A 12,083-nucleotide genomic window follows, 5' to 3' on the forward strand; every position below is an offset into this window, starting at 1 on the left:
CCGGCCTTGCCCCCGTCCGCGCCGTTCGGCATGCTTGCGTGCAGCCCGTGCGCCAGCTACCTGGTCGACGTGGGCGTTCACGACAACAAGGAAAGCTACACCATGGCGGCTGCCTACCAGATACTGATCGCCGACGATCATCCGCTGTTTCGCAGCGCGCTGCAGCAGGCCCTGACCCTGGGCTTGGGCGCCCAGGCACGGCTCACCGAGGTGGCCGACATCGCCGAACTCCAGGCCTGCCTGGCCGAGCGCACCGACTGGGATCTGGTCCTGCTCGATCTCAACATGCCCGGCGCCTATGGCTTTTCCGGACTGGTCCTCCTGCGGGGCCAGTATCCCCAGGTGCCGGTGGTGATGATCTCGGCCCAGGAAGAACCGGCGGTGGTGCAGCGCGCCCGGGAATTCGGCGCCAGTGGCTTCATTCCCAAGTCCAGCGATCTGAGCACCCTGCAGCAGGCGGTCAGTCAGGTGCTGGATGGCGATACCTGGTGGCCGCCCCAGGTGGAAGGCGCTCCCGCCCTGAGCGAGGAAGCCAAGGCCGCCAGCGCCGGACTCGCCAGTCTCACCCCCCAGCAATTCCGGGTGCTGACCATGCTCTGCGAAGGCCTGCTCAACAAGCAGATCGCCTTCGAGCTCAATGTCTCCGAGGCCACGGTCAAGGCCCATGCCACGGCCATCTTCCGCAAGCTCGGCGTCCGCACCCGCACCCAGGCGGCGCTGCTGCTGCAGCAACTGGAGAGCACCTCCAGCTGACCCAGGCGCTGTCGGCGCCTGAACCGGGCGCGACCCTCGACTTTCACTTTCTGGCAGCTGCCGTCCATTCGGATCGGCGGTTCGCCCCTGCTAGATGGAGCTTTCGGTGATCTCTCCCTACAAAGGCAAGACCGGCCTGCGCCGGGTCATCAATGCCACCGGCTATTCCCTGGCCGGCCTGCGCACGGCCTTTCGCCAGGAAGCGGCCTTTCGTTCGCTGGTGATGCTCAATGTGGTGCTGGTGCCCCTGGCCTTCTGGCTGGACGTCAGTCGCGGCGAGCGGGCGTTGCTGGTGGCGGTCTGCCTGCTGTCGCTGGTGGTCGAACTGTTCAACGCGGCCATCGAGGCGGTGGTGGACCGCATTTCCCTGGATTGGCACGAACTGTCGAAGAACGCCAAGGATCTGGGCAGCGCTGCGCAGTTCGTGGCCATGATCATCATCGCCGTGGTCTGGGGCATCGTCCTGCTCGGGTGAGCAGGACCCCGGTCAGAGGGTAGCGCCCAGGGTGGCACCCGCCGTGGTGTCATCCGCGGCCAGGCCCTGTTCCAGCACGCTGGGCTGGGCCGAGTGAATGACCTTGTGGATGAAGTGCAGCTTGGCGATCACCGGGGCGGGCAGGGCGAAGGGATAGAAGTCCGGCTGGCCCATGCTGCGCGACAATTCGTTGAGCATGGCCGCCAATTCGATCCAGGCATTGGCGAAGCCGAGGAATTCGTCGTCGCTGCGATCCTCGGCCTCGTACAGCGCCTCGCGGGTGAACGGCTGGAAGTCCAGCTGCAGGCTGCCGGCGTTCATGCCCAGGCTGGCGGCGGTGGCCAGGGTATCCATCATGTGCAGGTAGTGCGCCCAGGTCTCCGCCCAGTCCTCCCAGGGGTGCATGGTGGCGTAGGCGCTGACGTACTGGCTCTCCCAGCCTGCCGGTGCGCCCTGCTCGTAGTGGTGCTGGAGCGCCTGGCCATAGTCGGCGCGTTCGTCACCGAACAGGGCGCGGAAGGGGTCTTCCCAGTGGGTGCAGGCGACCAGGCGATCGAAGTAGTAGTGGCCGACCTCGTGGCGGAAGTGCCCGAGCAGGGTGCGATAGGGTTCGTGCATGTCGGCGCGGACCTTTTCCCGGTGGGCATCGTCCGCTTCGAGGATGTTCAGGGTGATGAGGCCATTGGCGTGCCCGGTGGTGGGCGTGCCGGTGGCGTCGGGGGCGAGGAAGTCGAAGGCGAGGCCGTGCTCGGCATCCACGGTCTGGGGGATCACCTGCAGCCCCAGGCCCAGCAACTGGGCGACCAGTTGCCGCTTGGCCAGCTCCAGCTTGCGCCAGCGCTCGCCGTTGCCGTCGAAGGACAGGTCCGGGATGGTGTGATTGAGCTGGCAGGCCACGCAGAAGTTTTCTCCCGAGTCGGCCGGTACCAGCCAGTTGCAGGCGGCGGGCATGTCCAGGTTGGCGCAGCGGCGATAGAGCGCGCTGGTCGCCTCGGGCAGTTGCCAGAGGCCGCCTTCGCCCGGCAGCAGCGCCGTCGGCGTGCCCTGGTCCGGGGCGTAACCCAGGGCGTTGCCGCAGGCCAGGCACTCGCTGTTGGGAAAGAAGATGGCCTGGCCGCAGGTGCAGTTGGCGACCTTGCGCTGGACGGGCAGGGCGCGCAGGGCGTTGCGTTGCTGACGATTCGAGCTGTAGCTTCCGAGAAAATTGCGCATGGGGCTGATACCTGGCGAGAGCGGCCGCGTCGGACGTCGGCGGAGCGCCGGCGTCTTGCTAGCGGATTAGTAGAGCGGCTCGACCCGGGAGTTCCGGGTTGTTCGTCGCCTGGGACGGCCGGCGAGGGCTCTGGGATCGGCTCCCGCACCGGGCGACGCGCCACAGGCAGCGGCGGCCAGCGTTAGCGGTGGCGCATCCCGACGCACATCACTACCCTAGGTTACCGGTCGCGACCGGCGCGTGCGGTCCGGCGTGCCCGTCGAGGCGACCTCTCCGAACCTGCTCGCGCACCCTGTCAGCCGTCCTCCGACCATGCCCCCGAACGCTTCCCGCAATGCCAGTGACATGACCGGCAGCTACCACGAACTCTGGAGTCCGCGGGGTGGCGTGCGGCCGCCCTGGCGCCGCTTCTACGGCCATCTGGCCGGACTGCGACCCGCGCAGCTCGATCAGCGCCAGGCGTTGATCGCCCGGCAGATCCAGGAAAACGGCGTGACCTACAACGTCTATGCCGATCCCAAGGGCAGCGACCGGCCCTGGGCGCTGGACCTGCTGCCGCAACTGATCTCGGCGGAGGAGTGGGCACCCCTGGCGGCGGGCGTGGCGCAGCGGGCGCGCCTGCTGAACCGGGTACTGGGCGATCTCTATGGCGAACAGCGGCTGCTGCACGAGCGGCTGCTGCCGCCGGAGCTGGTGTTCGGCCACAACAACTTCCTCTGGGCCTGCCAGGGGTTGCGCCCGCCGGGCGATACCTGGCTGCACGTCTATGCGGTGGATCTGGCGCGCGCGCCAGATGGCCGCTGGTGGGTACTGGCCGATCGCACCCAGGCGCCCTCAGGCGCCGGCTATGCCCTGGAAAACCGCCACATCGTGGCGCGGGCCTTTCCCGAGTTGCACCGCGATCTGCAGGTCCAGCCACTCAATGGCTACTTCCAGGCCCTGCAGCGCACCCTGAGCACCGGCCTGGACACCGGCGAGGAGGCGCCGCTGGCGGTGCTGCTGACGCCGGGACGCTACAACGAGACTTACTTCGAGCACCTCTACCAGGCCCGGCAACTGGGCTTTCCGCTGGTGGAAGGCCAGGACCTCACGGTGCGCGACGCCTGCCTCTATCTGAAGACCCTGAGCGGGTTGAGGCGCGTCCACGCGGTGTTCCGCCGGCTGGACGACGACTTCTGCGATCCGCTGGAATTGCGCACCGATTCGGCGCTGGGCGTACCCGGCCTGCTGGAAGCGGTGCGCCAGGGCAACGTCATCATGGCCAATGCCCTGGGCAGCGGCCTGCTGGAATCGCCCGGCCTGCTGGGCTTTCTGCCCGGCGTTTGCCAGGCGCTGCTGGGCGAGACCCTGGCGCTGCCCTCCGTCGCCACCTGGTGGTGCGGCGAGACGCCGGTGCGGGAAGCGGCCCTGGCGCGGCTGGCGGAGCTGGTGATCAAGCCGGCCTATCCGGCCCAGGGCTTCGAACCGGTGTTCGGCAAGGCGCTGGATGCCGCGGGATTGGCCGAATTGCGCGCGCGGATCCTGGCCACGCCCCATGCCTATGTGGCCCAGGAGCGCATCCAGCTGTCCCAGGCGCCGGTCTGGCAGGGCGGCAGTCTGCAGTCGCGCGCCATCGGCATGCGCGTCTATGCGGTGGCCAGCGAAGACGGCTACTGGGTGATGCCTGGCGGCCTGACCCGGGTCGCCCACGAGGGCGCCGCGGTGGTGTCCATGCAGCGCGGCGGATCGAGCAAGGACACCTGGGTGCTGGGTGGCAGTCGCGGCGCCGCCGAGGTGCCCGGAGCGCGGGTGCTGGGGGTGCGCGACCTGGTGCGCAAGGACCCCTTCCTGCCCTCGCGTACCGCCGAGAATCTGTTCTGGTACGGTCGCTACAGCGAACGCTGCGAGGATGCCGCGCGCCTGCTGCGGATCGTCCTGAGTCGCCACCTCGACGCCGATGACGGCGGGCCGGCGGTGCAGTCGGCCATCGATCTGGCCACAGCCCTGGAGTTGCTGCCGGCGGATGGCCGGCTGGCGGAGCAACTGCGCGCGGCCCTGGGGCCGGGTGACTTTCCCAGCGGCCTGGGCGCCAATCTGCAGCGCCTGCATTGGGCCGCGGCCCAGGTGCGTGGCCGGCTGTCGCCGGAGAACTGGCGCGCCATCCGCGAGGTGGAGCGTGAGGCCCATGGTCTGGGCCAGGTCGGCAGCGAGCCGGGCGAGGCGCTGCAGAGTCTCAACCGCCTGGTGATGGCGCTGGCGGCGGTGGCCGGCTTTACCTTCGACGACATGACCCATGACGAGAGCTGGCGCTTCCTGATGATCGGCCGGCGCATCGAGCGGGTGCAATTCCTCGCCGGCAGCCTGGCGCACTTTCTCGAAGGCGGCGCCACCTGGGACGCGGCCGGCCTGGAATGGCTGCTGGAACTGGGCAACAGCATCATCACCTATCGGTCGCGCTACCAGGCGGCGCCCCAGCTGATCCCGGTGCTGGACCTGCTGATGCTGCACGAGCACAACCCCTATTCGATCCGCTTCCAGCTGCATGCGCTGATCAACGCCGTGGAGCACCTGGAACGCTACTACGGCCTGCCCCGCGATCCTGCGCTGCACGATACCTACGATCGCCTCCGCCGCTTCGACCTCGCGACCCTGGAGAACACCCTGTTCGGCGACGCCGGTCGGGTCGAGGTGCAGCAGGGGCTGGCGCGCCTGCTGCGGCAGGTCGCCGAGGCCAGCAGCCAGCTGTCCGAGCGGGTCATCTATCGCTGCTTCGCCCATGTCGACGCCGTCAGCCAGCGCACGGTGTCCATGTGATGAACCAGGTCCGCTATCGCATCCAGCACGACACCCACTATCGCTACGCGACGCCGGTGTCGCTGTCGCAGCAGCTGCTGCACCTGTTGCCGCGCGACTGCGCGTGGCAACGCTGCCTGTCCCGGCAACTGGTGATCCTGCCGCAGCCGACCCAGCGCCAGGACGCCTGGGACGCCTTCGGCAATCCGCTGACGCGATTGTCCTTCGAGCGACCCCACGACGAACTCTATGTCGGCACCGAGCTAGAAGTGGAGGTGGATTCCCGTGCCGGTCTCAGGCTGGCGGATTCGCCCGCCTGGGAGGAGGTCCGTGACGGCCTGCGCTATCCCGCCGCCCAGGTGTCGCTGGACGTCCATCACTTCCGCTTCGAATCCCCGGCGGTGCCGCTGGACGGCATCTTCGCCCGCTTCGCCGAGGAGTGTTTCCCACCGGGCCGTCCCCTGTTGCTGGGCTGCCGGGCGCTGATGGAAAAGATCCACCGCGAATTCCGCTTCGACGCCACCGCCACCCAGGTGGCGACGCCCCTGCGCGAGGTGCTGGAGCACCGCCATGGCGTCTGCCAGGACTTCGCCCACCTGATGCTGGCCTGCCTGCGTGGCCTGGGGCTGGTGGCGCGCTACGTCAGCGGCTATCTGCTGACCCGGCCGCCACCCGGCAAGCCGCGGCTGATCGGTGCCGATGCCTCCCACGCCTGGGTCAGCGTGCATTGCCCGCGGCTGGGCTGGGTCGATTTCGATCCCACCAACGACGTCCTGCCGGACCTGGAACACATCACTCTGGCCTGGGGCCGCGACTTCACCGATGTCTCGCCGCTGCGCGGGGTAATCCTCGGCGGCGGCGATCACGATCCGGTGGTCGAGGTGACGGTAACGCCGCTGTAGCGTGTTTGGCTTGGCAGGAACTCCAGCTAAGGAACACCTACCTACAGCACCGTAGCGTGGAAAACGGCGCAGCCTTTGCCACTGGGACTGCGTGGCGAGGGGCGCCCTCACCCCCAACCCTCTCCCGCGGGGAGAGGGGGGTGTCGGAGCAGGCGTTCAGCGCTATCTACGAAACGCCTGCTTGCAGCGCCGTAGCGTGGAAAACGGCGCAGCCTTTTCCACTGGGGCCGCGTGGCAAGGGGCGCCCTCACCCCAGCCCTCTCCCGCGGGGAGAGGGGGTTGTTCGAGCAGGCGCTCAGCGCTATCAGGCCGGGCAAGATCGGCATCAGCTATCGCACCGGCTTGTAGAGGCGACGCTGACCGTGGCGATTTTTAAAGTGGCGCCATAGGTGCGGCCGGCGTTGGCTGAGTCGTGGCAACAGGCAACTCGCTGTTGCGTCCCCGCAGAGTCCTTATTGTCTATACAAAATGAGTGTCGCCTTTCCCCGGTGCTGAGCTTCCATTGCGTCACTGTTAGCGTTCTGCTGGCTTCTAAGGCAAGGAGAGGCTTCATGTGCTTGACGATCAATCAACTCTGGATTAAATGTATATACATTAACCGGAGGGGTCATCATGTCCGCCGCTACCCAGTCGCTGCTCTGGCGTTACGTTACCCTGTTCGATGGCCTGCAGACCCTGCCCAAGCCCATGGCGGTCTGGGTCAAGAATGACCAGATTGCCGGTGTCTGGCCGGAGTCCGAGTTTTATTCCGAGCTGGCCCAAGGCGCCGAACTGGCCGGGGAGGGCGGGGTGATGACGCCCGGCCTGGTGGATTGTCATACCCATCTGGTCTATGCCGGTCAGCGTGCCGGAGAATTCGAGCAGCGGTTGGAGGGCGCTAGTTACGCGGAAATCGCCCGCGCCGGTGGCGGCATCCTCGGCACCGTAAGGGCCACCCGTGCAGCCAGCGAGGCGGACCTTTTCGCCCTGAGCCTGCCGCGCCTGCAGGCCTTGGCCAACGAGGGCGTTACCACCGTGGAGATCAAGTCCGGCTATGGCCTGACAGTGGCCGACGAACTCAAGCTATTGCGGGTCGCCCGCCAGCTAGGCAAGGCGCTGCCGGTCCGGGTGATCACCACGCTGCTGGGCGCCCATGCCGTGCCGCCGGAATTTCAGGGCGATGCCGACGGCTATGTCGAGCTGGTCTGCCAGGATATGATCCCGGCCGCGGTGGCCGAAGGGCTGGCCGATGCGGTGGACGTCTTCTGCGAGGGGATCGCCTTTTCGCCGGCCCAGTGCGAAAGAGTCTTCCAGGCGGCGCACGCGCACGGTCTGCCGATCAAGGCCCATGCCGAACAGCTGTCCAACCTGGGCGGCAGCGCCCTGGCCGCGCGCCTGGGCGCCTTGTCGGCGGACCATGTTGAGTATCTCGACGAAGCCGGGGTGCGCGCCCTGGCCGCCGCCGGCACCGTCGCCGTGCTGCTGCCCGGCGCCTTCCTGATGCTGGGCGAGACTCAACATCCACCGGTCGAACTGCTGCGTCGCCACGGGGTGCCCATGGCGCTGGCCAGTGACGCCAATCCCGGCACCTCGCCGCTCTATCTGCCTACCCTGATCGCGCACCTGGGCTGCACCCTGTTTCGCCTCACGCCCCGCGAGGCCCTGGCCGGCATGACCGCCCACGCCGCCCAGGCCCTGGGGCGTCCGGAGCTTGGCCGTATCCAGGTGGGCGCCCCGGCGGATCTCTGCCTGTGGGACGTCGGTCAGCCGGCGGAGCTGGCCTATGAGGTGCGTCCGGGCCGCCTGCGTCAGCGCGTTTTCGCCGGGGAGGCGCAGCATGTTCGCTGATTGCCAGGCCCTGGAAACCTGGAGCGGTCGCATCGATCCTGAGCCGGATGCCTTGCGCTGGCATCAGTGCATCCAGCCACTCGCCGCGGACAGCGCGCCCGGCGTGGCCCTGCTGGGCTTCGCCTGTGACGAGGGCGTGCGGCGCAATCAGGGGCGGGTGGGCGCTGCCGAGGGCCCTGTCGCCCTGCGCCGCGCCCTGGCCAATGTCGCCTGGCAGCGGCAGGGGCCTGCCTATGACGCCGGCGATGTCCGCTGTACTGACGGCGATCTGGAAGGCGCCCAGGCGCGCCTGGCCGATGGCGTACGCCAGTTGCTCGACGCGGGCCATCTGCCCCTGGTGCTGGGAGGCGGTCACGAGGTGGCCTGGGCCAGCTGGTCGGGCCTGGCGCTGCACCTGGCCAGGACCCTGCCCAAGCCGCGCATCGGCATCGTCAATTTCGACGCCCACCTGGACCTGCGCGATCCGACTCGGGGAGCGACCTCCGGTACGCCCTTCGCCCAGGTCGCCGCTCACTGCGCCCGCCATGGCTGGTCCTTCCACTATGCCTGCCTGGGGCTGAGCCTGGCGGCCAATACCCGCACCCTGCTCAGGCGTGCCGCCGAGCTGGACGTGCTGATCCGCGAAGACCACGAGATCCGCGAGGGCAGCTTGGAACGGATCGGCGCCGAGCTGGACGCCTTCGTCGCCGGTTGCGATGCCCTCTATCTGACCTTCGACCTGGATGTGCTGCCCGCCGGCGATGCACCCGGGGTCAGCGCCCCCGCCGCTCATGGCGTGAGCCTCGCGCTGCTGGAACTCCTGATCCGCCGGCTCAAGGCCAGCGGCAAGTTGCGCCTGGCCGATGTGGCCGAACTCAATCCCGCGCTCGACCAGGACGGCCGCACGGCCCGGGTCGCGGCGCGGCTGATCCATACCCTGGCACTGGACTTCTAGGGCCTGCCGCGAACAACAAGAGAGGAAGATTCCATGACCCGCTTTCGTGAAGGTGAGATCCGCGCCCCCCGCGGCACCCAGCTCAATGCCAGGAGCTGGCTGACCGAGGCGCCGCTGCGCATGCTGATGAACAATCTCGATCCCGCGGTCGCGGAAAATCCCGAGGAGCTGGTGGTCTACGGTGGCATCGGCCGGGCGGCGCGCGATTGGGAAAGCTACGACCGCATCGTCGCCACCCTCAAGGAACTGGGCGACGACGAGACCCTGCTGGTGCAATCGGGCAAGCCGGTGGGGGTATTCAAGACCCACGCCGACGCCCCGCGGGTGCTGATCGCCAATTCCAACCTGGTACCGCACTGGGCCAGCTGGGAGCACTTCAACGAACTGGATGCCAAGGGCCTGGCCATGTACGGCCAGATGACCGCCGGCAGCTGGATCTACATCGGCAGCCAGGGCATCGTCCAGGGCACCTACGAGACCTTTGTCGAGGCCGGGCGTCAGCACTACCAGGGTGACCTGCGCGGCCGCTGGGTGCTGACCGCCGGTCTCGGCGGCATGGGCGGTGCCCAGCCCCTGGCCGCGACCCTGGCCGGCGCCTGTTCGCTGAACATCGAATGCCAGCAGAGTCGTATCGACTTCCGTCTGCGCAGCCGCTATGTCGACGAGCAGGCCACTGACCTCGATGACGCCCTGGCGCGTATCACTCAGTACACCCGTGAAGGCAAGGCGATCTCCGTCGCCCTGCTGGGCAACGCCGCCGAGATCCTGCCCGAACTGGTCCGCCGCGGCGTGCGCCCGGATATGGTCACCGACCAGACCAGCGCCCACGATCCCCTCAACGGCTATCTGCCGATCGGCTGGACCTGGGCCGAATACCGGGATCGTGCAGCCACCGATCCGGCTGGGGTGGTCAAGGCCGCCAAGCAGTCCATGGCCATGCACGTCCAGGCCATGCTCGACTTCCAGAAGCGCGGCGTCCCGACCTTCGACTACGGCAACAACATCCGTCAGATGGCCCAGGAAGCCGGGGTCGCCGATGCCTTCGCCTTCCCGGGCTTCGTCCCGGCCTATATCCGCCCGCTGTTCTGCCGCGGCATCGGCCCCTTCCGCTGGGCCGCGCTGTCGGGCGATCCCGAGGACATCCAGCGCACCGACGCCAAGGTCAAGGAGCTGATCCCCGACGATGCCCATTTGCACCGCTGGCTGGACATGGCCCGCGAGCGCATCGCCTTCCAGGGCTTGCCGGCACGCATCTGCTGGGTCGGCCTGGGCCAGCGGGCCAGGCTGGGCCTGGCCTTCAACGAGATGGTGCGCAGCGGCGAACTCAAGGCGCCCATCGTCATCGGTCGCGACCACCTGGACTCCGGCTCGGTGGCCAGCCCCAACCGCGAGACCGAGGCCATGCAGGACGGCTCCGATGCCGTCTCCGACTGGCCGCTGCTCAATGCCCTGCTCAATACCGCCAGCGGTGCCACCTGGGTCTCGCTGCACCATGGTGGCGGGGTGGGGATGGGCTTCTCCCAGCACTCCGGCATGGTCATCGTCTGCGACGGCAGCGACGCCGCCGCGGCCCGTATCGCCCGGGTCCTGCACAACGACCCGGCCACCGGAGTGATGCGCCACGCCGATGCCGGCTACGACATTGCCATCGAATGCGTCCGCGAGCAGGGCCTGAATCTGCCCATGATCAAGAGTTGAGCGTCCTGACGCCGGTGGTAGCACCGGCGTCCCGTTCCCGACAACAACAAGAGCGCCGACCTTCGGCGCCGTGGAGCGCGAACCATGCCCAAGGCCAACACCCCCCTGATCGAGCGGCGCTCGATCGACTTCATTCCCGAGACCGAGCGGCACGGTCGGCTCTACAGCCAGTTCACCCTCTGGCTGGGCGCCAACCTGCAGATCACCGCCATCGTCACCGGTGCCCTCGCCGTGGTGCTGGGAGGTGATGTCTTCTGGTCGTTGATCGGGCTGTTCATCGGCCAGTTGCTGGGCGGTGGGGTGATGGCGCTGCATGCCGTCCAGGGCCCCCGGCTCGGCCTCCCGCAGATGATCTCCAGCCGGGTGCAGTTCGGCGTCTATGGCGCGGCGATTCCCATCGTGCTGGTGTGCCTGATGTACCTGGGCTTCACCGCCACGGGCACCGTGCTGTCCGGCCAGGCGATCGCCCAGCTGGCCGGCATCAGCGACAGTGCCGGCATCCTGGTCTTCGCCACCTGCATCGTGGTGGCCACGGTCCTCGGCTACCGGGTGATCCACTGGGTCGGTCGACTGGCCAGCGTCCTGGGCATCCTCGCCTTCTGCTACCTGTTCGCCCGGTTGATCAGCCTGGGCGACCTGGGCGCCTTGCTGCAGATCCGCTACTTCAGCTGGGCGTCCTTTCTACTGGCCGTGTCCCTGGCCGCTTCCTGGCAGATCGCCTATGGCCCCTATGTGGCGGACTATTCCCGTTATCTGCCGAGCGCTACTTCGAGCTGGAAAACCTTTGCCGCCGTGGGGGCCGGTTCGATACTCGGCGCCCAGGCGGCCATGATCCTCGGCGTGCTGGCTGCAGCCCTGGCGAACGGCGAGTTTGCCGGGCGCGAGGTGGCCTATATCGTCGGCCTTGGCGGCAGTGGTGTTACCGCGGCGCTGCTGTACTTCAGCATCGCCTTTGGCAAGATCACTATCTCCACGCTCAATTCCTATGGCAGCTTCATGTGCATCGCCACGGTGATCAGTGGCTTTCGCGGTCATCTGGAGGTGTCGCGGCTCCAGCGGGTGTTCTTCGTGCTCGCCATCGTCGGCGCCGCCACCCTGGTGGCGCTGCTTGGCCAGCGGGAATTCCTCGGCGCATTCAAGTCATTCATCCTCTTCCTGCTGACCTTCTTCACGCCCTGGAGCGCGGTCAACCTGGTGGACTACTACGCCGTCAACCACGGCCGCTACGACCTGTCCGCCCTGGCTGATCCTGACGGGCGCTACGGTCGCTGGAATCGGGCCGGCCTGCTCGCCTACGGCGTCGGGGTGCTGATCCAGCTGCCGTTCCTCTCGACCAAACTCTACACCAGCCCGCTGGTGGCGCATCTGGGCGGCGTGGACATCTCCTGGATCATCGGCCTGCTGGTGCCGGCGGTCCTCTACTACCTGCTGGCCCGTCGCCAACCACTGCCGAACACGCGCCCGGCGGCAATCTGAATTTCTCGATCAACGCCGACACCTGCGGTGTGC

General features: G+C 67.9%; 9 protein-coding genes. 8 read left to right on the top strand and 1 reads right to left on the bottom strand.

Annotated features, from left to right (window positions below; translation table 11 throughout):
• Positions 1–102 precede the first annotated feature (102 nt).
• Positions 103–753: a response regulator transcription factor ErdR gene (gene erdR, locus AABM56_RS06590; protein WP_133859994.1), complete on the top strand. Its 651-nt coding sequence runs from the start codon at positions 103–105 to the stop codon at positions 751–753.
• Between the two features lie 94 nt (positions 754–847).
• Positions 848–1,228, top strand: a complete 381-nt coding sequence (locus AABM56_RS06595) for a diacylglycerol kinase (protein WP_178083871.1) — start codon at positions 848–850, stop codon at positions 1,226–1,228.
• 12 nt (positions 1,229–1,240) lie between these two features.
• On the opposite strand, the gene AABM56_RS06600 is transcribed toward AABM56_RS06595, so the two are convergent.
• Positions 1,241–2,440 carry a putative zinc-binding metallopeptidase gene (locus AABM56_RS06600; protein ID WP_347883918.1) on the bottom strand — a complete coding sequence of 400 codons (1,200 nt, stop codon included), beginning with the start codon at positions 2,438–2,440 and terminating at the stop codon, positions 1,241–1,243.
• 313 nt (positions 2,441–2,753) lie between these two features.
• Here AABM56_RS06600 and AABM56_RS06605 point away from each other — a divergent pair, with 313 nt between their 5' ends.
• The 6 genes from AABM56_RS06605 (at position 2,754) to AABM56_RS06630 (ending at position 12,050) form a co-directional block, all read left to right on the top strand.
• Positions 2,754–5,234, top strand: a complete 2,481-nt coding sequence (locus AABM56_RS06605) for a circularly permuted type 2 ATP-grasp protein (RefSeq protein ID WP_133859780.1) — start codon at positions 2,754–2,756, stop codon at positions 5,232–5,234.
• Positions 5,234–6,115, top strand: a complete 882-nt coding sequence (locus tag AABM56_RS06610) for a transglutaminase family protein (RefSeq protein ID WP_133859779.1) — start codon at positions 5,234–5,236, stop codon at positions 6,113–6,115. The genes AABM56_RS06605 and AABM56_RS06610 overlap by 1 nt, the downstream gene beginning before the upstream one ends.
• A gap of 612 nt (positions 6,116–6,727) precedes the next feature.
• Complete coding sequence (gene hutI / locus AABM56_RS06615; RefSeq protein WP_133859778.1) at positions 6,728–7,942, top strand: imidazolonepropionase; 1,215 nt, start codon at positions 6,728–6,730, stop codon at positions 7,940–7,942.
• Positions 7,932–8,876 carry a formimidoylglutamase gene (gene hutG / locus AABM56_RS06620; protein ID WP_133859777.1) on the top strand — a complete coding sequence of 315 codons (945 nt, stop codon included), beginning with the start codon at positions 7,932–7,934 and terminating at the stop codon, positions 8,874–8,876. The genes hutI and hutG overlap by 11 nt, the downstream gene beginning before the upstream one ends.
• A 33-nt stretch (positions 8,877–8,909) precedes the next feature.
• The gene (gene hutU, locus AABM56_RS06625) at positions 8,910–10,574 is read left to right on the top strand and encodes a urocanate hydratase (protein ID WP_347883919.1); all 1,665 of its coding nucleotides are present in this window, start codon (positions 8,910–8,912) and stop codon (positions 10,572–10,574) included.
• A gap of 84 nt (positions 10,575–10,658) precedes the next feature.
• Complete coding sequence (locus AABM56_RS06630; RefSeq protein ID WP_347883920.1) at positions 10,659–12,050, top strand: cytosine permease; 1,392 nt, start codon at positions 10,659–10,661, stop codon at positions 12,048–12,050.
• Positions 12,051–12,083 lie beyond the last annotated feature (33 nt).

The sequence above is a fragment of the Pseudomonas aestiva genome (genome assembly GCF_039908605.1).
Lineage (GTDB): Bacteria > Pseudomonadota > Gammaproteobacteria > Pseudomonadales > Pseudomonadaceae > Chryseomonas > Chryseomonas aestiva.